This is a genomic window from Dysgonomonas massiliensis, assembly GCF_900240225.1.
Lineage (GTDB): Bacteria > Bacteroidota > Bacteroidia > Bacteroidales > Dysgonomonadaceae > Dysgonomonas > Dysgonomonas massiliensis.
The window spans coordinates 173,498-194,049 of the sequence record NZ_OEPV01000009.1 but is presented as its reverse complement, the minus strand read 5'-3'; the positions used below and the strand labels follow the sequence as shown (position 1 = coordinate 194,049).

19 protein-coding genes and 2 tRNA genes are annotated in these 20,552 nt (G+C 38.4%); 12 read left to right on the top strand and 9 right to left on the bottom strand.

Annotation, left to right across the window (positions count from 1 at the left end):
- The first annotated feature begins 11 nt into the window (after window positions 1-11).
- The 5 genes from C1A06_RS10950 (at window position 12) to sucD (ending at window position 4,190) form a co-directional block, all read left to right on the top strand.
- On the top strand, window positions 12-1,586 hold the full coding sequence (locus tag C1A06_RS10950) for a RagB/SusD family nutrient uptake outer membrane protein (protein ID WP_101690296.1): 1,575 nt from the start codon (window positions 12-14) through the stop codon (window positions 1,584-1,586).
- Window positions 1,587-1,728: 142 nt separating this feature from the next.
- Window positions 1,729-1,816, top strand: a tRNA-Ser gene (locus C1A06_RS10945).
- Between the two features lie 22 nt (window positions 1,817-1,838).
- Window positions 1,839-1,979, top strand: a complete 141-nt coding sequence (locus C1A06_RS15080; protein ID WP_159461408.1) for a hypothetical protein — start codon at window positions 1,839-1,841, stop codon at window positions 1,977-1,979.
- Between the two features lie 160 nt (window positions 1,980-2,139).
- Window positions 2,140-3,270 (top strand): ADP-forming succinate--CoA ligase subunit beta, encoded by a 1,131-nt coding sequence (gene sucC, locus C1A06_RS10940; RefSeq protein WP_101690295.1) that lies wholly within the window; start codon window positions 2,140-2,142, stop codon window positions 3,268-3,270.
- Window positions 3,271-3,317: 47 nt separating this feature from the next.
- Complete coding sequence (sucD, locus tag C1A06_RS10935; protein WP_101690294.1) at window positions 3,318-4,190, top strand: succinate--CoA ligase subunit alpha; 873 nt, start codon at window positions 3,318-3,320, stop codon at window positions 4,188-4,190.
- Between the two features lie 75 nt (window positions 4,191-4,265).
- On the opposite strand, the gene C1A06_RS10930 is transcribed toward sucD, so the two are convergent.
- Complete coding sequence (locus C1A06_RS10930; RefSeq protein ID WP_101690293.1) at window positions 4,266-4,778, bottom strand: DUF4625 domain-containing protein; 513 nt, start codon at window positions 4,776-4,778, stop codon at window positions 4,266-4,268.
- A complete protein-coding gene (locus tag C1A06_RS10925) occupies window positions 4,775-6,943 on the bottom strand; it encodes a TonB-dependent receptor (RefSeq protein ID WP_245872050.1) in 2,169 nt (722 codons plus the stop codon). Before C1A06_RS10925 ends, C1A06_RS10930 begins: the two co-directional genes overlap by 4 nt.
- A gap of 1,045 nt (window positions 6,944-7,988) precedes the next feature.
- On the opposite strand from C1A06_RS10925, the gene C1A06_RS10920 reads away from it, so the two are divergent.
- Window positions 7,989-8,243 (top strand): GlsB/YeaQ/YmgE family stress response membrane protein, encoded by a 255-nt coding sequence (locus C1A06_RS10920; RefSeq protein ID WP_101690292.1) that lies wholly within the window; start codon window positions 7,989-7,991, stop codon window positions 8,241-8,243.
- Window positions 8,244-8,287: 44 nt separating this feature from the next.
- Window positions 8,288-8,539, top strand: a complete 252-nt coding sequence (locus C1A06_RS10915) for a hypothetical protein (RefSeq protein ID WP_101690291.1) — start codon at window positions 8,288-8,290, stop codon at window positions 8,537-8,539.
- 33 nt (window positions 8,540-8,572) lie between these two features.
- Here C1A06_RS10915 and C1A06_RS10910 read toward each other — a convergent pair whose 3' ends face one another.
- Window positions 8,573-8,857: a hypothetical protein gene (locus tag C1A06_RS10910; RefSeq protein WP_101690290.1), complete on the bottom strand. Its 285-nt coding sequence runs from the start codon at window positions 8,855-8,857 to the stop codon at window positions 8,573-8,575.
- A 134-nt stretch (window positions 8,858-8,991) separates the two neighbouring features.
- Between C1A06_RS10910 and C1A06_RS10905 the strand changes: the two genes are divergently transcribed.
- A complete protein-coding gene (locus C1A06_RS10905; RefSeq protein ID WP_101690289.1) occupies window positions 8,992-9,597 on the top strand; it encodes a hypothetical protein in 606 nt (201 codons plus the stop codon).
- Window positions 9,598-9,602: 5 nt separating this feature from the next.
- On the opposite strand, the gene C1A06_RS10900 is transcribed toward C1A06_RS10905, so the two are convergent.
- Both C1A06_RS10900 and C1A06_RS10895 read right to left on the bottom strand, forming a co-directional pair.
- Window positions 9,603-9,989 (bottom strand): group III truncated hemoglobin, encoded by a 387-nt coding sequence (locus C1A06_RS10900; protein ID WP_101690288.1) that lies wholly within the window; start codon window positions 9,987-9,989, stop codon window positions 9,603-9,605.
- Between the two features lie 121 nt (window positions 9,990-10,110).
- Window positions 10,111-10,182: transfer RNA gene (locus C1A06_RS10895), tRNA-Arg, on the bottom strand.
- 210 nt (window positions 10,183-10,392) lie between these two features.
- Here C1A06_RS10895 and C1A06_RS10890 point away from each other — a divergent pair.
- From C1A06_RS10890 to C1A06_RS10875, 4 genes are read left to right on the top strand one after another with little or no spacing between them, the layout of a single operon-like run.
- On the top strand, window positions 10,393-10,974 hold the full coding sequence (locus C1A06_RS10890; protein WP_101690287.1) for a DUF3109 family protein: 582 nt from the start codon (window positions 10,393-10,395) through the stop codon (window positions 10,972-10,974).
- Window positions 10,975-10,977: 3 nt separating this feature from the next.
- Window positions 10,978-11,505 carry an NUDIX domain-containing protein gene (locus C1A06_RS10885; protein WP_101690286.1) on the top strand — a complete coding sequence of 176 codons (528 nt, stop codon included), beginning with the start codon at window positions 10,978-10,980 and terminating at the stop codon, window positions 11,503-11,505.
- Window positions 11,502-14,501, top strand: coding sequence for a tetratricopeptide repeat protein (locus tag C1A06_RS10880; protein WP_101690285.1), 3,000 nt, complete (start codon window positions 11,502-11,504; stop codon window positions 14,499-14,501). The genes C1A06_RS10885 and C1A06_RS10880 overlap by 4 nt, the downstream gene beginning before the upstream one ends.
- A 35-nt stretch (window positions 14,502-14,536) precedes the next feature.
- Window positions 14,537-16,333 (top strand): TonB-dependent receptor, encoded by a 1,797-nt coding sequence (locus tag C1A06_RS10875; RefSeq protein WP_101690284.1) that lies wholly within the window; start codon window positions 14,537-14,539, stop codon window positions 16,331-16,333.
- Between the two features lie 54 nt (window positions 16,334-16,387).
- Here C1A06_RS10875 and C1A06_RS10870 read toward each other — a convergent pair whose 3' ends face one another.
- The 4 genes from C1A06_RS10870 to C1A06_RS10855 form a co-directional block, all read right to left on the bottom strand.
- Window positions 16,388-17,173 carry a prephenate dehydrogenase gene (locus C1A06_RS10870; protein WP_101690283.1) on the bottom strand — a complete coding sequence of 262 codons (786 nt, stop codon included), beginning with the start codon at window positions 17,171-17,173 and terminating at the stop codon, window positions 16,388-16,390.
- 13 nt (window positions 17,174-17,186) lie between these two features.
- Window positions 17,187-18,248, bottom strand: coding sequence for a bifunctional 3-deoxy-7-phosphoheptulonate synthase/chorismate mutase type II (locus C1A06_RS10865; protein WP_101690282.1), 1,062 nt, complete (start codon window positions 18,246-18,248; stop codon window positions 17,187-17,189).
- A gap of 124 nt (window positions 18,249-18,372) precedes the next feature.
- A complete protein-coding gene (locus C1A06_RS10860) occupies window positions 18,373-19,536 on the bottom strand; it encodes a pyridoxal phosphate-dependent aminotransferase (protein ID WP_101690281.1) in 1,164 nt (387 codons plus the stop codon).
- Between the two features lie 26 nt (window positions 19,537-19,562).
- A complete protein-coding gene (locus tag C1A06_RS10855) occupies window positions 19,563-20,405 on the bottom strand; it encodes a prephenate dehydratase (RefSeq protein ID WP_101690280.1) in 843 nt (280 codons plus the stop codon).
- Window positions 20,406-20,552 lie beyond the last annotated feature (147 nt).

Here is a 20,552-nt window from a genome sequence, read left to right as displayed (position 1 = left end):
AATAAAACGCAATGAAAAAAATATATAAATTACTATTCACTGCTGCTATCGTAGCTAGCTCTACTACAAGCTGTTCTGACTTTCTAGATCAACCTATTTTAGGTAAAGAGAATCTTGATACATATTTCCAAACAGAAGAGGAGTGTTTAAAACAAGTTACGGGCTGTTATCAATCTCTATTCTCTGATGGATGGTGGCAAATACAAGCTCCTTATGTTGGATTCGAGATGTCAAGTGATGACCTTTGGATGGGAAATACCAATCAATCTCAAGCTGACTGGTATGACATGTCTCACTACATGAACTCAAAAAAGAATGGACCACTTTCAAATTTCTGGCAATACCGTTACAAAGGCATTTTGAGATCAAATGTTGTTATCGAAAGAACCCCCGGAGCACCATTAGAAGAATCTCTACGCAATCGTATAATTGGAGAAGCTAAATTCACTAGAGCATTTCATTATTTCGATCTAGCCAAAAACTTCGGAGGAGTACCGCTAGTTACAGGTCTGCTAATGCCTAATGAGCTTGTTGGAATTACGAGAGCTTCACTTGAAGATACTTATGCATTCATCGAACAAGATTTGAAAGATGCAATAGCATCACTTCCGCTAAAAAGTGAATATTCAACATCGGATCTTGGCCGTGCAACTAAAGGGGCTGCCATGGGATATCTAGCTAAAATTTATTTATATCAAGAAAAGTACAAAGAAGCTGAAACATACCTAGACTCTATTGTAGCAAGCAAAGAGTATGAATTGCTGCCTGAATTCAAAGATGTATGGACTATAGCAAGCAACAATAGCATTGAATCTTTATTTGAAATTCAATACAAATATGAACAAGGCTATTATATAGGTAACAGTTTCACTATATTCACAGGATCACGTAACGACTCAGGATGGTCATGGGGACAACCTACAAGCGATCTTGAAAATGCATACATCAATGCAGGCGATACTGAACGTTTGAAATGGACAATCATCAAACATGGAGATGATGTCACAGGTGACCCTGACGCTAAAAATTATGAGATCAAACCTAGCGAACATAAATCAGCACGTATTATCCGCAAATATTATGTTCCAAAAGCAGAGCGTCCAGAGAAAGATTATAACACTGATAAAATTCCGTTGAACTACAGATTAATGCGCTATGCAGATATTCTATTGATGCAAGCTGAAGTTAAGAATGCATTAGGGAAAGATGCAGAAGCACGTGAAGCTTTGAATCAAGTACGTGGACGTGTAAATCTTCCTGAAGTAACAGCATCTGGCGATGAGTTGCGTCAAGCAATCCGTCTGGAGCGTCGCTTAGAGCTTGCATACGAAAATCAACGTTTATACGATATCCGTCGTTGGACAGATACTAATGGTAAGAAAGTTATCTGCAATCTGTTTGGTAAAAATGGTTCTTTCGTAATTTACAACACTGTAACATCTACAGACCCTTACGAAACAACTAACCAAGGAGAAAGAAGTGATAAAGGTATTAACTTCCAAGAAGATCGTGACCTAGTATTCCCTATTCCAGAGAATGAAGTTACAAGATCAAACGGAAGCATTGCACAAAATCCAAACTTCTAATCATTATATAACATTAAGAGAGCCGGAGTAATTACTTCGGCTCTCTTTTTATCAATATGTTATTAGTTAGTATTTAAATAACTGCCTTGTCTGTTCGGAATTATCTCTTAACTTTGCACCCATATTAGTTTAACGACTAACTGGAAAGGTGCTCGAGTGGTTGAAGAGGCACGCCTGGAAAGCGTGTATACGCCAAAAGTGTATCGAGAGTTCGAATCTCTTCCTTTCCGCATTAACATCTAAAGCGTTTGCATGTTTGCAAGCGCTTTTTCATTAGAAGCTTTACTAATCTGCAATAAGTACGAAATTCAGACATGCATACAGAATACCGAACAAGTAGATGGCGAAGGTAAGCCAATATTTCAGTCCAAATGGTACAAGTTCTCGAAATGAAAAAGAAATTTATTTCCAAACAAAGCACTCAACACTCTATAATCCAATACTTCAATAATTTCGCAATCTACCTCTACGATATGATTATTTTTATCAAATAAACTATTATATTTATAAAATCAATAAGTATCTATATAAGTTAAATATAAAAATTGCAACTATGAAGATACATGAATATCAATCGAAGAAGTTGTTTTCCGACTATGGAATTCCTGTAGAAAAGCATATTTTATGCTACAATACGACTGAAGTTCTGGATGCATATGAGCAAATGCCATCATCTATTTCCGTAGTAAAAGCTCAGGTCTTGACCGGAGGAAGAGGAAAAGCTGGAGGTGTGAAACTTGCCGGAACAAAGGATGAAATTAGAAAATATGCAAACGATATTATCGGCATGCAAATCAAAGATTTCGTTGTTGAAAAGGTTATAATCAGCGAAGCCGTAAATATCGCCTCAGAATATTATATGAGTTTCGTTATCGATAGGAATTCCAAGTCTGTCCTATTGATGCTAAGTGCTGAAGGCGGAATAGATATTGAAGAAGTAGCTGCAACCGCACCCGAGAAGATATACAAATTCAATATTAATCCTTTCATTGGAATACCGAATTATCTGGCAAGAAAATTTGCGTTTACTATATTTAACGACGTCCAACTCGTTGGACAAATGGCTTCCATAATACAACAACTTTACACATTATTCATTGAAAAGGATGCCTCACTGGCCGAAATCAATCCTCTCGTCTTAACTAAAGAGAATAATCTTATAGCCATAGACGGGAAGATGACTTTCGACGACAATGCTCTCTATCGCCAGTCCGATATCATTCAATTTTTCGAGCCTACCGAAGAAGAACTTATAGAAGCTCAAGCCAAAGAAAAAGGCTTCAGTTATGTACACCTCGACGGAGAAATAGGTTGCATGGTAAATGGTGCCGGATTGGCAATGGCGACTATGGACATGATTGAACTTTATGGTGGAACACCTGCCAATTTTTTAGATATTGGCGGCAGTTCGAATCCAAACAAGGTTATTGATGCCATGACTTTACTACTCAAAGATCCACAGGTAAAAGTTGTACTGATCAATATCTTCGGAGGAATTACCCGTTGCGATGATGTAGCTGCAGGACTACTCACTGCGTTCGAACAATTAAAAACCGACATCCCTGTAATTGTGCGTCTGACCGGAACAAATGAAGCCAAAGGTCGCGCCATGCTACAAGGAACACGATTCAAAGTAGCTGAAACTATGAGTGAAGCTGTAAAAATGGCTGTATCTAGTAAATAAAGTTTTACTGATATTCCCATATAAGTTTAACGCAAAACTAATACATTATGAGTATTCTTATTAATAAATCTACGCGATTAATAGTACAAGGAATAACCGGACGCGATGGCAGTTTCCATACTCAGAAAATGAAAGATTACGGAACTAACATCGTGGGAGGAACATCTCCGGGCAAAGGAGGTACCACATTGTTTGATATACCAATCTTTAATACGGTATCAGAAGCCCTAGAAAAGACTCAGGCCAATACTTCGATCATATTTGTACCTGCACGTTTTGCAGCTGATGCTATCATGGAAGCAGCCGATGCTGGAATCAAATTGATCATCTGTATATCGGAAGGAGTTCCAACTTTGGATGCCATAAAATCATATCATTTCGTTCACTCGAAAGGAGCTATGCTCATTGGCCCTAATTGTCCGGGATTAATGACTCCCGACGAAAGCTTAGTAGGTATACTGCCCGGACAGATATTCAAGAAAGGTAATATTGGAGTTATCAGTCGAAGCGGGACACTAACTTACGAAGTCGTTTACCACCTTACCCGCGAAGGTATGGGACAATCGACAGCCGTCGGCATGGGCGGCGACCCTGTAGTAGGATTATATTTTAAGGAATTATTGGAAATGTTTCAGAATGATGCCAAAACTGAAGCCATAGTTATGATTGGCGAAATAGGCGGAAATGCAGAAGAACTTGCAGCAGAATATATCAAACAGCATATATCAAAGCCAGTTGTAGGCTTCATTGCCGGACAAGCAGCTCCTCCGGGGAAGCAAATGGGACATGCAGGAGCTATTATATCCAGCGGATCGGGAACTGCTACCGAAAAAATCACAGCACTTGAAGCGGCTGGAGTAAAAGTTGCTAAAGAGCCTTCTGAAATACCCGCTATTCTAAAAAATCTACTTTCTAAATAAGATTATCCATTTAATAAGAAGTCCCCGAATCAACATGTATTCGAGGACTTTTATTATTGAGAGTCAGTCACATTCTTAATGTTCGTGATCATGGTCATGTTCATGATCGTGGTCTTTATCTACGATAACAATGTTACGGGTTACGTAAGTTTCATTTCCTGAAGCATCAAAGCAATATACAATTAAATGATATTTGCCCGGAGTTGCATTTTCTGGAATAAGCACTTCTGAATGATTTACCTTGGCACTTTTATCTGTTAAGTCCCATGCTTTGGCAAAGAAGAAAGGTTCAGTTTTCTCAGTTGATTTCAGCGATTTTGTATGATCATGATCGTGCCCATCTCCATGGCTATGCCCGTTAAAATTATCGTGAATTTCCAACTTATAGGATTTCAACATCTCATTATCTACCAACTCCATAACCAATTCCATATTTGTTCCGGCCACTAGTTCAGCTCCTTCGGCTGGAGTTATCAATTTTACCTGAGGGGGAGTTGTATCTCCATCATCATCGCCACACGATGTGAACGTAAATGTCAATACAAGACCAATAATTGCTAAATATATAAGATTAATTTTTGTTTTCATTTTAATAAACTTTTAAAGGGTATTCTAATTGATAATTGAAAGTTCCGTCCCGGCTCGGGGATTTCTACTTTTCTGTAAAAACTTAAATGATTATAATACTTTGTATCCATCAGATTACGTACTGAGAGTCCGATTTCGAGAGTCGTTTTTCCAAGAGTTAAACTTGCATTTGCTCCCAAGTGAACAAGGTTTGCCCCATCAGTCTTACTTTCGTTATTGGCAATTCTGTTTTGCGATGCAATACTTTGTAATTCTCCATATACTTGGAACATCTTATTACTCCATGTTATAGTGTTTCGCATCGATGCAGGAGGAGAAAAACTCAATGCTGTCTTCCGATCTACATTATAAGTATAAATATATTCTCCGACGAACGAATAGTTGAACCGTCGCAGAAAATCGATACTAAACGACAGTTCAGTTCCTGCAAAAACAGCTTCAGCTCCTGTAAATCTGTAAACCTGACCTGTATGAGGTAAGCTAGCCTCAGGCCATTCTCCGGTTGGATTCAAGAAAATATAATTACTGAACCAGCTAGCAAACGGAGATACAGACAATTGAATTCCATTCTTTTCATACAGATAAGAAGTATCGAATTGCCATCCTTTTTCCGACTTCAACGAAGCATCTCCCTGCTCGTATCTGAAGGTTCCATGATGGACCCCATTAGCAGCCAATTCGTTCGCTCCGGGCAATCTGAAACTATGTCCGATATTCGCTTTCAACAAATGTGTATTATGGATATTCCAAACGACGCCTATAGAGCCTGATAAATCGCCAAAATCTCTAGTCAATGACCGGCTTCGCCATTTATACTCGTCTACGATTTCTGGATTTTCGCCTTTATCTGTCAAGTATTCTTCGAGATGGGAATCAAGGAACTCGTATATTTTAACTCGACCATGATCGTATCTCAAACCTCCACTGATAGTCAGGTTATCTGCAATTTTCCAAGTAGCCAGTCCAAATAATCCTGCTGTAAAACGATTATATCTGGGCAATAAAAACGAATAGCCCCCTATTCGATTCTTTTGATATTGTACATCTGCACCAAAACTATACTCCCAGTTATCAAGACCAATGGTTTTAATCTTCAGAGATGAGCTATAGGTATCAAGTGTAAACATCAGCTCTTTGTTCGGATCTTTTTCGGGAGGAGATTGCGCAGCTCCATAATGCGTATGAAACAAGCTCCACTCTTCGCGGTGGTTATTCTGATAACCTAAATCTAACGAAGCCACAAATTTATTCCAAACATACTGCTGACGAGAGGTTACTTTAAGGTGATTAACCTTGCTATAGGGAAAATCTATATTTCGGCTATCGCCATCATCCTTCACTCTATCTGAGTCCGGTGTACCATGAGCCCCCGGGAAGAATCCCGCCTTCTGATAAGTATTACTCAACGAGTAATTTGAAAGATATCGTCCTTTTCTATATTCGGTATACCAATTTATACTGCGATCATAACCCGCAGTATTTTTTAATTTACCTCCATAGATAGGGATTCGCTGAGTTAGATATTCTATCTCATTGGTCGGAATCCGATAATCTCCACATTGCTTTTCAGAATAACGTAGTTTGGTATAAAAATTATTCTTCTTAAACCCAACTAGCACCGAGCCCCCGAGCATTTCATTTACACTCTTGCCCAGAAAAACGGCCTCGCCAAAGATTTGATTTTCTAGTGGTGCAGGAATCTGGCTGATTTCTACAACACCACCCATAGCATCACTCCCATATAAGAGTGAGGATGGCCCCTTGCGTATAGTAACTTGTTCCACATTGAAAGCATCGATTTCTAGGCCATGATCGCTACCCCATTGCTGTCCTTCTTGCTTAATACCATTTTCGGTAACGGATAGTCTATTGAAGCCCATCCCACGGATCATTGGTTTGGAAAAACCAGATCCGATATCCATTGATTTGACTCCCGGAATATATTCCAATGCTTGCATTATATTGCCCGAAAAATGTCTGTCCAGAAAATCTTTCTCGGCCACATCTACTGATTGAGATGAATTTAATTGGCTCGATTTCTTGAAAGATCGTGCTGTAACAGTTACATCGCCCAAATCGACCTGTTTGATAGAGTCATTTTGCTGAGCTGAAACCGGCAATACAAATACTAACATAAACATAGCCAGAATAAATCGGTTATGCATATAAATATTTGTTTTGATAAAAATGTAAAATTGATTTATGAAGGATAGAGAAATCTACCTTCAAATTCGGATTTCATAAAACAAATGAATGCGGTGGAGCACGTAATTGGCTAAGGTTAAATATTGAATAATATCCTTTTTCTTGGTATGATGAATAAATCAAACGACTTAATTCAGTCGGTTTTATATTCAACAATAAAGGATCTGCTTCGGTAAAAAGTGAAAAATGAAATTGGCAGACTTTACATGTATTACAATCATGTTTATGAGTTGCCTTATCATCAGAATGCGGGCATGCATGTTCTATACATTCATTCTCGTAAACGTGAATGGATTGCGAAACAAATGGAGCTAAGAATAAAAATACTAATAGCCCAATTATTATATTATGTTTCAACTCTCGTCTTTGCACTCTTTATATATAATTTCGGATACAAATATACAATATTTTTAATTCGAGCCGTTTATAGACATCTTTTATTTAGAATTAATTTACATAACAACAATACAAGTATTTTTGTTTCCAACATCACAAGTTTTCAATAAACTATTCACCTTAACTAAGAAGATAGCTTATTTTTCGTTCTCTTCTTGCGCCACAAAACCAAATATACAGCAGATAGAAAATATCAGATAGACCGCTGCAATTATACCGAATAAAATCAAATTGATATTCATAACATCGTCTTTTAAAGATTCAATTTGAATTTAGAAGATAGTTATTACAGGATGGTTAAACGGCTGTTAAGTTTAATTCAAGATAGGTTCGGCTATAAAAAAGAAAAGGTTGTCATCACGACAACCAATCTTCATTGTTAACCTTAATCTAATACCATGAAAAACACATTACAAAGATATGAACTTTTTTCGAACTAACAACATCTAAATGAGAGATATAAGAAGAATCAATAAGCAAAAGATAACATCTATCAGAGTTTTAAGAAAACAATAATCAAACAAGTATTTATACGCAATAAAAACGTATTTTACTATCCTAATTCAAGATGCTTTGCATATATTTGAAATCAAACTTAAAAACAACATTATGGGAGGATTAGGTATTATTTGGTCAATAATCGTAGGACTGCTTGCCGGAGTAATAGCAGGGAAGATTATGAAAGGTAAAGGTTTCGGTTTTATCATGAATGTAATCATAGGTCTAGTCGGAGGTGTTATCGGCGGCTGGGCTTATAGCTTATTGGGAATCAGCTCTAGTGGAGGAATATGGGGTAACCTGGTCATGGCGACCATTGGTGCAATAATATTACTATTTATCGTTTCATTGTTCAAGAAGAAATAATTTGAATATATTTGCAATATTAAGGACTCAAAAAACAAATAATTATGAACATTACAGATCAACAATTAAGAGAAATAGCATTAGCCGGAGGAATAGATAATGCAAATATTTTAAGTATTGAACGCTCGGACAATTTCTTTGAATTGAAAGACAATGAACAAAATTCTGTTTTCTCTCTTCAATTTATCATTGGCGCCTGTTCCGACAGAGTTGAATTTAAGTCTAACGTAGACTCTTTCGACGAAGAGGCTTCGAGACGAAAAATGGAAAACTTAGGATTGATTGAAAGACTATAAAATGAAATAATAAAAATTTGAAAGGGCGATTAATCATCGCTCTTTTTTTATATTCTTCATAATACCTTTAGTGACAAAATCTCCAATTAAAAGAGTTATTCCAAGTATAATAAGTTGTATAATTACTACTACAGGAAGATATCCTGCGACTGAATACCTAAAGCCAAAACTAATAATTGTAATAGGAAAAGTAAAAAGAAGGAGAAATACACTACCATCCCAATAAAAAGGATCACTTGGCGCTAAGCCTAACACTGCAGTTAGGCCTATCAAATTATAAACAACAATTAATGATGCTACAATCTTACGTACTTTCATAAATCAAAGATAGACAAAAATAGAATATAAGAGAGCCAGCAATCATAATACATATTTCATATCAACAAGCCTAATTACTTGACTTAATCAGCTATTTTACTTATATTTGTTATACACTCATTAAGCCCGAAGCTATGTATTATGAATATCTGAATAGAATAGAGGGTGAGATTAATAGATATTGCATACAATACAACAAATCATCAGACCATCAGATAGAGCTTTCTGTGTTTATTGGAATTCTGCGGGGAATTATTTTTCCTCAAAATGACCCACTTGGGTTAATCAGATCATATAACTATTGGGCTAGCAACTATGGTTTTACCATGAAGCATGGTCATTACTACGAACTCCTTAGAACTATCATCTTTGTATTATCCGATCGGAACAGGCTTGTTTCTTCATACTACTACGAATGCTTGAGACTATTTCAATATCTATTCCAAGGTTTGCCTCAACAGATGTTCAAGTGCGATAAAACTGATATAATTAACAACCTAGATATACTTGCCGAAAAATTTATAAGAGGAAATACGATAGCGCAAACCGAACAAGAATTTATGATCCGGATGAATTATGGATTATTGTTTAAAGAATCTTTCCATGAAGCTGCACACGCTTTACCACAAGGCTTAAATAGGATCTTCGATTTCAAGAAACTTGTAGCCGAAAGAATAATATATAATTTAGAATTTAATCCTAAATACAAGGATTTATCCATTGATCCAAATGCAATCTAGTGATTTCAGTCCTCTGACTTATTGCGGATATAACGTAACTTTTCCTGAAAAGTATCACCTATCCTATATGCACGATCTTTTGCTTCATCCGCAACGGGGCCAACAAATAGCTCGTCCACGATTTCTGTGAACAGAGTTAGCCAACGGTCAAAATGCAATTTATCGATAGGTAATTGTGCATGTGGAGGAAATGGGAATCCGGAATAAGTACGCTCTCCTAACAACAATCCTTGCCAAAAGGAGTATAGTTTTGACAGATGTTCCGGCCAATGATTTTGTATCTTCTCATTGAAAATTGGACCTATCAACTTATCTTTGCGAACTTTTCCGTAAAATAAATCCACCATTCTTTTTATATCATCCAGATTTTCGATATCGCGGGTTGCTAACATTTGAGACTAAGTTTATGTATAATACTGTGATAAACGTTTTTGCCAAGGTAAATGTTTAGAAACGCTTAATCATTCTTCAAGTCTAAACAAAGAAACCGCCTTTTCTAAGGTGGTTTCTTTGTAGCACAGCCGGGAATCGAACCCGAATCTAAAGTTTAGGAAACTTCTATTCTATCCATTGAACTACTGCGCCAGATGCTTTATAGAAGCACTGCAAAAATACTAGAATTTATCGCAATGCACAAATTTTACAAAAATTAATACTAAGACTTTGTTATAGAAATAAATAGTGTTAAAACTCTGACAAATATTAACCATTGACTATACCAGCAAACTGAATACCAAGATAAAATAGCTTATATTTGCTAAAATTTCATAGAGTTTATAATACAAAAGAGAACCAATGTTCCAAATAGGAGATGCCATAGTAGGGCGCGATATCATCGAAGAAGAGTTTCTATGCGATTTATCGGCCTGCAAAGGAGAGTGCTGCGTAGAAGGTGAATCAGGAGCGCCACTCGAAAACGAAGAAGTTGAAATCTTAGAAAAAATATTACCCGCAGTATGGGACGATTTGTCGCCTGCGGCACAAAAATTGATTAATGGGCAAGGAGTTGCCTATAAGGATGACGATGGCGATATGGTCACATCCATCATCAATGGCAAAGACTGTGTTTTCACGTATTACGACGAGACGGGTATTTGTAAATGCGCGATAGAGAAAGCATACAAAGCAGGCAAGATAGATTTCTACAAACCCATATCATGCCACCTTTACCCTATCAGGCTCGAACAATATCGTGATTTTGTAGCACTGAACTACCACCGATGGTCTGTCTGTAAAGCGGCAGTATTGCTTGGCAAGAAAAAAGGCCTGCGAATCTATCAATTTCTGAAAGAACCACTCATTAGAAAATTTGGTGAAGACTGGTATAACGAGCTATGCACTGTAGCTGAGGAATACAAAAAAGAACAAAACAAATAACAGATGCAACATCCTTTGGATAAGTTTAAATATTGCCCTAAATGTGGTTCTGACAAGTTTGTTGTTAACAACTTCAAGTCAAAGCATTGCCACAAATGCGGCTTTACTTACTACTTCAACTCCAGTGCTGCAACAGTAGCAATTATCATCAACGAAAATAACGAATTGCTAGTTGCCACTCGTGCAAAAGAACCAGCAAAGGGAACATACGACCTTCCGGGAGGATTCGTTGACATGTACGAAACGGGTGAAGAAGCAATTGCTCGCGAGGTAAAAGAAGAAACTCATCTCGAAGTGAGTGGAGTACAATATTTGTTCTCGATCCCTAACATCTATAACTATTCGGACTTCGAAGTTCACACACTTGATCTCGTTTATCGATGTCAAGTTGATAACATAGACAGTCTGAAGGCCGAAGACGATGTAGCAAAATTAGAATTCAAAAAAATAGAAGACCTCAATCCTGAAGATTTTGGTCTCATGTCAATAAAGAAAATTATTAAATCAATACAACAAAAAGTTAAGGTATGAAGAAAATATTCATCGGACTGACTATCATTTGTGCAACACAGTTTACCTATGCCCAAAAATCGGTACACTATGCACAGCCAGACCGCCTGTTCAACCAAGGGCGAGAGATGTTCATCGACCGAAATTATGCAGGTACAATCAATACACTGACTGAGTTTATCAAACATTCGAAAGATCAGCAAAAAGTTGAGGATGCTAAATATATGATTCTGGGTGCAGAATTCTATATGGGAACACCAAATATTCTGAATGAGATAAAAAACTACCTGGAAGAATATCCCGGAACATTGCATAACGACAAACTAAACTTCTATACTGGAACAATCCATTTCCAAAACAAAGAATGGGACAAAGCTTTGTTCTGGTTATCGAAAAGCAATGGCGATTTATTGGAAAAAGACGAACGAGGAGATTATAACTACCGCATGGCTTACTCGCTGATGCAGACTGGTAAATCAGCCGAAGCAAAACGTCTTTTCAGTCAATTGACCAATAACAAAAAATACGGAGAAGCATCATCTTTCTATTATGCCGTTATCAACTTCAAAGATGGCAACTATAAAGAGTCTGCTTCGGTCTTCAGAAAACTGAAAGACAAATCGGCTTACCGCGAAAATGCAACATTCTACCTGATCCAAAGTTCATACTTGGATGGGCAATACGAGGAAACAATACGCGAAGGACGCAGCTTTGTTGCTAATTATCCTCAAAACGAGAATAAAGGAGAAGTTTATCGCTTATTAGCTAATTGCTATTACAAAGCTGGCGACATGGTAAATACAGTTCTAAACTACGAACGTTTCATGCAATCGGGAGCTGAGCTTTTCCGCGAAGATATGTTCCAGCTGGGTAATGCTTATTATCAGAGCAACACATACCCTCAGGCAGCAGATGTACTGAAAGTAGTAGCTTCGAACAACGACCTATTAGGACAAGCCGGCTATATGCTATTAGGACAAACAAATGTAAAACTAGGAAATGACGCTAATGCACTAATGGCATTCGATGCTGCTTCAAGAGCTCAATTTGATAGAAAAATCAGCGAAGATGCACTTTACAATTATGTATTATTGCTAAACAAAGGAGCAGTTGCAACTTTCGGACAATCGATTGATGCTTGCCAACGTTTCTTGAGCGAATATCCTACATCTCGCCACACTGACGAGATCAACAACCTGATGGCAAATACATTGCTTTCGACAAAGAATTACAAAATGGCTTTACAAGCTATCGACAGAATGAAGTCTCCGGGAAGACCAGTTCTTGAAGCTAAACAAGTACTGCTATCGCAAGAAGGCATTCAAAACTGCATCGATGGCAATTACAGTCAAGCCTTGACTAATCTGAATTCAGCTATCAACATGGGTAATTTGAATACTCAAGCTCGCAACGAATCATATTTCTGGCGTGGTGAAGCGAATTATCGTATGGCATCTTATCATAATGCGATCAGCGACTTCTCATCGTATATATCAAATGCAGGTTCATCGCAATCAAATTACGCTTTAGCTCTTTACAATTTAGGGTATTCAAATTTCCAATTGAAGAACTATGCAAAGGCACAAGACGCTTTCAAAAAATACGTTTCAGCCGAAAGAGATAATACGAAACCGATCTACTCGGACGCACTAAATCGCATCGGAGATACATATTTGAATGGACGTTCGTTTGCTGAAGCTGAACGCTATTATTCACAAGCAGCTAATGCAGCAGGAGGGAATGCAGATTATGCAGAATTCCAAAAAGCATTTGTCAAAGGTATGCAACGCGACTATCGTGGTAAAATTACAGCATTGGATAATATGATGTACAAATACCCCAACTCTGTTTACTATCCGGATGCTTTGATGGAAAAGAGTAAATCTCTGATTATGCTAAACCGCGAAAAGGATGCTATTCCTGTACTTGAGAATTTGCTGACAAACTACTCGCGTTCGGCAATTGCGCCCGAAGCAGGAGTTCAATTAGGACAATCGTACTACAATATAAATCAAGCACAGAAAGCTATCGATACTTACAAACGAGTAATCAGTAATTATCCGAATACGGAAGAAGCCCGCCTTTCAATTCGCAGTATGGAAGCCGTTTACAAAGACCTGAACGATATTCAAAGCTATGCTGCTTATATGAACTCATTGGGTGGCAATTTCTCTGTTTCATCTATCCGTCAGGATTCATTGACATATCTGGCAGCTGAAGCTCTTTACCTGAAAGGGCAACAATCGCAAGCGAAATCAGCATTTGCAAAATATCTTCAATCATATCCGAATGGAGTTTACAGCGGAGATGCTAACTTCAACCTCGGATCTATCTTGTTCGATGCTAACGATAAGCAAGCTGCATTGAATCATTTCCAAGAAGCGATCAAATCGGCTAATCCAAAATATATGGACGACGCGTTGATCTACACTTCTGGAATCCAATTCGATAATAAAGATTACGCAGCAGCATACGAAACATATAAACATCTGTATGAAGCTTCGAACAGCAATGAGAATAAAGGAATAGCTCAACTAGGAATGCTACGTTGTGCATATCTGACTCAACAAGACAATGCGGTTGTAGATGCTGCAAACAAAATATTGGCAGACGGCAAAGTTTCAGACAAAGTGGCAAGCGAGGCTCGTTTCTATCGCGGACAATCACTTCGCAACATCGGCCGTGTAGATGATGCTATCAAAGATTTGACAGAAGTAGCTAAAGATACTCGCTCTATTTCGGGTGCAGAATCGCAATATCTACTTGCACAGATGTATTACGACAAACGCTTCTTAGATTTAGCAGAAAAACAAGTCAACGACTTCATGAAGAAAGGTACACCACATGAATACTGGATGGCTCGTGCTCTGATTGTTCTATCGGATACTTACAAAGCTAAAGGCGACAATTTCCAAGCTCGTCAATGGCTAGAAAGCTTGCAGGCAAATTACAAAGGTACTGAACCCGATATTCAGGAGTCTGTATCAACTCGTTTGGCAGAACTAGGTAACAACTAATCTAAGTACAGCAATTCATTAAAAGAAATCGAACAATGAGAACAATATATCAATCAATATTACTAATCGGACTATCAGCTGCTTCGTTGACTCTCAATGCTCAGACTGCAGCTAAGGATACTGTTCTGAACAAACAAGTAATTCTTCAGCGTGAGTATAGCCCTACAATCAACGAGGCTTCGCGCATCAATTCGAATCCTTCTATCTTCGAACCAAACGTTCAGAAGAAGAGTTTGAACTTCGAGCAGAAAGCTCCACAACTACTGATCAACAACAATCGCTTAGGGGATTCCAGAGCAGGAGAAATAATGACCGATGTAGAGTATAGCAAAAAACGAGGCTATGCGCAGATAGCTGCCGGCAATTATGCAAATATAGACGGAGCATTGGGGTATCGCATTGTTAACTCGGAAAGAGATCGTCTGAATCTATTTGGTTCATACGATGCTACTAACGGAAAGCTAAGCTATGCCGAAAGTATGTACTATAAAAGGATGAAAGCTAAGTATAGCGACATCAATGTAAACCTGAATTATCAGCATACATTCGATCCGTCCATTCTGTCTATCGAAGCGCTGTATCGCAATCTGGGATATAACTATTATGGCAACCCATTTATATCTAACGAACTGTTAGACAACTTAGATAATCTACCTAATTTCGACAAGAAACAAAATATTTCTGTCATTGGATTCGCTGCTGCATTGAAATCGAGAGACGAAAGCAAACCTGCATTGAATTACGATGGAAAAATCAGCTATCGTAGTTTCAAGAGTAAATACGGTACACACCCCGAACTTGATGGACAAAAAGGTGGGCAGTTGAATGTTCAATTAGACTTGAATACAGAATTCGACTCTGAGAAATGGTTGGGTATTGATATGTATGTAATGAATCAATCGTTAAGCAATGCTATTAATGACGACAACATGCTTCATGTTTATGGTGTACCATACATCAGATTTGAAGGCTCTAACTGGAAAGCGAAACTAGGAGCTAAAGCAGGTTTCATTACTGATCATAAAAACAGCTTTATCGTAGCGCCAGATCTATATGCATCAGTAAAACTAGGAGAATTCAATAGTCTGTATGCCAGTGTAACAGGAGGAATCAACGAAAATACCTTTCTTCAAGTTCTGGAAGAAAACAGATACGTAAACCCATTGAATAGAATTGGCTATTCGAGAACTGTTTACGATGCCGAACTAGGTGTAAACATTGGAGCTTTTGCCGGAGTTGAATTCGACATCTTCGCTGGATACAAGCAAACAAACAGAGATCATCTGTATATAACTAATGCACCGTTTTCTGGTAATTCGAACAACTCGACTCTGGATGCCATCTATGCATGGGGAAATGTCAGCGATGCTGTATATGCCAATCTAAGTACAGGCAAAGTAGGTGCTTTGTTTAAAACAAACTTGATTCCTCAAACAAACCTTTGGGCGCGTGCCATCGTCTATGCTTACAACGTGAAATACAAAGGCGGAAATTTGAATAATTTCGTAGAGGAAGCTCCGGCTAAGAAAGAAGCATGGGGATTACCAACTGCGACAGCTGAGCTTCATGCTGATGTGAAAGATGTAATCCTACCTAACTTAACTCTTTCTATGGACTACACTCTCGAACTTGGTCGCAAAGCATACTTTGGTGGAAGATCAATATCAATGAAGAATATGAACGAGCTGAACTTCAGAGCCGATTACCGAGTAATGGACTGGATATCAATCAACGCACGCGTGAACAATGTATTCTCTCAGAAATACGAAAGAGTGTATGGGTATACTCATCAAGGAATAAACTTCATGGGAGGTCTTAACCTTAAGTTCTAAGGTTTACCCAACAAAACGAATAAAGAGGAGCATCGATTGATGCTCCTCTTTATTTTATATAGCCTTATCTGCAATATTAGCCCTTGCCTTTGACAAGAACTGATGCATCTCTGCTGTATCCTTTCGTTCGATGATACTCAGTAAGTGCTTCAATTCGGCTCTGATGCCATTTATCTGATCGGGCGTATAAGGGTTAAACAGAATTTCAGTCAACAGATAATCGTCTTCCGACAAAAGTCCTTTGGCGATTTCCATATGACGCTTGAAAGTCGTACCCGGTGCTTCTTGATGCTTCATCACCGAAGTGAAAACCAAGGTAGAAGCAAATGGGATAGAAAGCGAGTAAGCAATCGTCTCGTCATGCTCATCAAACGTATATTCGAATACACGAAGTTTTAAGCTATTATACAGATCAAGGAAGAACCTCCTACCCTCTTCGCTCGATTCGGATATTACAATAGCACTTTGCGAACTCAAATCACGTAGGTTGGCAAAAGTAGGACCAAACATGGGATGAGATGACACGAAAGGCTGTTCGACACTTTTATAGAAATCTTCGAGTCCGGTCTTAACCGAAGCGATATCTGAAATGATACAATCTTTACGTAGATATGGTAGTACCGATTTGAAAGCTTCGATCGTGTATTTAATAGTTGCCGCATTCAATACCAGATCGGGACTAAACTTTGATATTTCATCCGGATCGCTCATACGTATTACATTATATGTAAACTTCAAGCGTTCGGGATTAGTATCAAACATGGCAACTTCGTGATCCGTACTTAACACATCGGAAAAGAACGAACCCATTTTTCCGGCTCCAAGAATTAGTATCTTCATCGTTTAGATCTCCTTATTTATTGACGATATCTAATTGTACACGAACCGACTCGGCATGAATAGCTTCGAGTACAACGCGCATAAATTCAGGATTCATATTCATTCTCTCAGCTTGCGATATGCGTTTATGAAGAATATCATCGTAACGATCAGTTTGAACGATAGCCATATCGTGTTCTTTTTTGTAAACACCTATTTCCCCAGAAACACGCATACGCTTAGCCAATACTTCTAGCAACTGATCATCCAGTTGGTCGATTTGCTCGCGCAACTGACGTAAATCTTCTGTCGATTGAGTAGTCTGACGAACAACCAATGCAGATAGTATCTCTTTCAATGTCGCTGGCGTTACTTGTTGTTTTGCATCACTCCAAGCACAGTCAGGATTACAATGAGTTTCGATAATAAGTCCGTCGAAATTCAAATCCATAGCTTGCTGTGAAAGACGCTGAATCAAATCGCGACGTCCTCCGATATGACTTGGATCACAGATCACTGGCAGATCGGGGAATCGACGTTTCAATTCGATCGGAATGTGCCATTGAGGCATATTGCGGTATACTGTCTGATCGTATGAGCTGAATCCGCGATGAATAGCTCCGATACGGGTCAAACCTACTTTACTCAAACGTTCTAGTGCTCCAATCCAAAGTTCCAAATCAGGATTTACGGGATTCTTAACCAACACTGGGATATCAACACCCTGCAATGCTTCGGCGATTTCCTGAACAGCAAACGGATTAGCAGTAGTACGTGCTCCGATCCAAAGCATATCGACTCCGTATTTCAAAGCTTCGTAAACATGCTTCTGTGTAGCAACTTCGGTTGATACGTACATACCAGTTTCTTTACGAACGTTTTTCAACCAAGCTAGTCCTTCGCTACCTACTCCTTCGAAGCCTCCCGGTTTGGTACGAGGTTTCCAGATTCCGGCACGAAGTATCTTCACTCCGTTAGCAGCCAATTCTTTGGCTGTTTCCATTACTTGTTCTTCTGTTTCGGCACTACAAGGGCCTGCAATCACTAGTGGACGCTTTGGGTCGATACCCGGCAATAAGATTGATTCTAATTCCATAATATATTATATTTTAATTATTTACGTTCTAAAAAGTAACACTTGTAACAGATATTTACTCTTTTTATACTATTGTTTGTTTTTCTATTTATTTTGTTGATTATCTACTATATAGATAATTATTTTACAAATTCTTTATTCTTTCCAGAGCTTCGGACAACATCGTTTCATTACAACACAATGATATACGAATATAACGTTCACCACGATCACCGAAAATGAAACCCGGAGTCAAGAAAACACGTGCGTCGTACAGAACCTTATCAGCTAATGTCTTGCTACTTTCACAATCTTCGGGAATACGTCCCCAGAGAAACATTCCTACCTGATTCGGATCGAACGTACATCCTAACTGAGTCATGATTTGTTCTGCTAGATTACGACGTTTCTGATACAACTCGATATTATGTTCGCGATGCCATTCTGCAGAATTATTCAGGGCTGCAATAGTAGCTTCTTGAATTGGTTTCAAAATACCACTTTCAATATTGCTAAGTACTTTTAACACCCATTGTACAAACTGCGGATTCGAAGCTATCATTCCCATACGCCAACCCGGCATATTATGCGATTTACTCAACGAATTCAATTCGATACAAATATCTTTTGCTCCTTCGACCATGAAAATGCTTAATGGTTTCTCGTTCAGTATGAAGCTGTACGGATTGTCGTGAGCAATTACGATTCCGTGTTTCTTTCCGAAAGCAACCAGTTTTTCAAATATCTCTATTGTTCCATTAGCTCCAGTAGGCATATTTGGATAATTAACCCACATCAATTTCACATCCGACAGATCCATTTTTTCCATCGCTTCGAAGTCGGGTTGCCATCCATTATTCTCATCCAAATCGTAAGTGCATATTTTGGCTCCGATCATCTTGCTAACCGACGAGTAAGTAGGATATCCCGGATTAGGCACCAAGACTTTATCTCCCGGATTCAAAAATGCCAACGAGATATGCAAAATACCTTGTTTCGAACCGATTAATGGCTGTATTTCCGATTTGGGATCTAATGTAACTCCGTATGATCTTTTATACCAATCAGCAAAAGCATTTCTAAGTTCAGGAATACCAACATGAGGCTGATAACCATGATTCGATGCTATGCGGGCACTCGATGTCAGTGCATCCACAGTTTCGTCAGACGGCGGAAGATCTGGGCTTCCGATACCAAGACTTATCACATTCTTGCCTTGAGCATTCATTTCAGCTACTTCTTTCAACTTGATAGAGAAGTAATATTCGCTTACTGTATTTAACCGATTGGCCGGAGTTATTGCTTTCATTATAATAGTTATTTCTTTAATTCAAATTAGTTTTCGCTTTGTCTTCCATCAACATATTCGCCCAACATTATCAGATCCGTTGTCAGCGGGCGTATAGCACTCAGTGCTTGACGATAGCGTGTGATATCGGAGAATTTAAGATCAACATAGAATTGATACTCCCACTCGCGACCAATAATAGGCAAGGACTGTATCTTAGTCATGTTGATATTGTAGAAAGAAAATACCGACAATACGTGCGAAAGACTACCCTCGCTATGAGGAACTGTGAATACAATAGAAGATTTATTCAGCACCTCGTCTTTCTGCAATTCGTCTACAATCCAAGGATTACCGAAAATAAGAAAGCGAGTAAAATTGTGCTTATTCGTCTCAATTCCCCTCGCCAGTATCTCCAATCCGTAAATTTCGGCAGCTTTTTCGCTACATATAGCAGCATGACCCATCAATTGCTTAGTAGCTATATCACGCGCAGCAAGAGCAGTATCTTCATGTTCAACAACCTTAACGCTAGGTAAAGTGTCAAGAAAATCGTTACACTGCATCAATGCTATCGGATGCGAAAGCACCTCAACCACATCGTGAATTGTTTGTCCGGGCAAAGCAGCCAGGCAATGCGAGATACGTTGCTTGTATTCACCAGCAATAGGCAAACGATGCTTTTTCAGCAACTCGTAATTTGGCAACAAACTACCTGCAATCGTATTCTCGATAGCCATAATACCGATCGTATTGGCTTCGCTTTCAATAGCTTTAAATATATCACGAAATGTTGCACATGGTATAATTTCAACTTCTTCGTTGAAAAAATTTTCTGCTGCTATCCCATGATAAGCTCCTAATCCTCCTTGTATGGCTACTTTTTTCATAACGTATATTCAAAAAAAAATCCCGTCTTTACAGACAGGATTCTATATATTCATCGCAACTTGTTTTCGTTTCATTTATCTATACACAATCCTGTTCTACTTTGGCTAAAAAAGTAAAAGTAAAAATAGAAATATGTATAAAGTCGA

Coding starts and splice junctions, on each gene's coding strand:
- C1A06_RS10890 (WP_101690287.1), top strand. CDS start 10,393: ATGTTCCAAATAGGAGATGCCATAGTAGGGCGCGATATCATCGAAGAA.
- C1A06_RS15080 (WP_159461408.1), top strand. CDS start 1,839: ATGTTTGCAAGCGCTTTTTCATTAGAAGCTTTACTAATCTGCAATAAG.
- C1A06_RS10855 (WP_101690280.1), bottom strand. CDS start 20,405: ATGAAAAAAGTAGCCATACAAGGAGGATTAGGAGCTTATCATGGGATA.
- C1A06_RS10860 (WP_101690281.1), bottom strand. CDS start 19,536: ATGAAAGCAATAACTCCGGCCAATCGGTTAAATACAGTAAGCGAATAT.
- C1A06_RS10950 (WP_101690296.1), top strand. CDS start 12: ATGAAAAAAATATATAAATTACTATTCACTGCTGCTATCGTAGCTAGC.
- C1A06_RS10875 (WP_101690284.1), top strand. CDS start 14,537: ATGAGAACAATATATCAATCAATATTACTAATCGGACTATCAGCTGCT.
- sucC (WP_101690295.1), top strand. CDS start 2,140: ATGAAGATACATGAATATCAATCGAAGAAGTTGTTTTCCGACTATGGA.
- C1A06_RS10905 (WP_101690289.1), top strand. CDS start 8,992: ATGTATTATGAATATCTGAATAGAATAGAGGGTGAGATTAATAGATAT.
- C1A06_RS10870 (WP_101690283.1), bottom strand. CDS start 17,173: ATGAAGATACTAATTCTTGGAGCCGGAAAAATGGGTTCGTTCTTTTCC.
- C1A06_RS10930 (WP_101690293.1), bottom strand. CDS start 4,778: ATGAAAACAAAAATTAATCTTATATATTTAGCAATTATTGGTCTTGTA.
- sucD (WP_101690294.1), top strand. CDS start 3,318: ATGAGTATTCTTATTAATAAATCTACGCGATTAATAGTACAAGGAATA.
- C1A06_RS10915 (WP_101690291.1), top strand. CDS start 8,288: ATGAACATTACAGATCAACAATTAAGAGAAATAGCATTAGCCGGAGGA.
- C1A06_RS10880 (WP_101690285.1), top strand. CDS start 11,502: ATGAAGAAAATATTCATCGGACTGACTATCATTTGTGCAACACAGTTT.
- C1A06_RS10900 (WP_101690288.1), bottom strand. CDS start 9,989: ATGTTAGCAACCCGCGATATCGAAAATCTGGATGATATAAAAAGAATG.
- C1A06_RS10910 (WP_101690290.1), bottom strand. CDS start 8,857: ATGAAAGTACGTAAGATTGTAGCATCATTAATTGTTGTTTATAATTTG.
- C1A06_RS10925 (WP_245872050.1), bottom strand. CDS start 6,943: ATGCATAACCGATTTATTCTGGCTATGTTTATGTTAGTATTTGTATTG.
- C1A06_RS10920 (WP_101690292.1), top strand. CDS start 7,989: ATGGGAGGATTAGGTATTATTTGGTCAATAATCGTAGGACTGCTTGCC.
- C1A06_RS10885 (WP_101690286.1), top strand. CDS start 10,978: ATGCAACATCCTTTGGATAAGTTTAAATATTGCCCTAAATGTGGTTCT.
- C1A06_RS10865 (WP_101690282.1), bottom strand. CDS start 18,248: ATGGAATTAGAATCAATCTTATTGCCGGGTATCGACCCAAAGCGTCCA.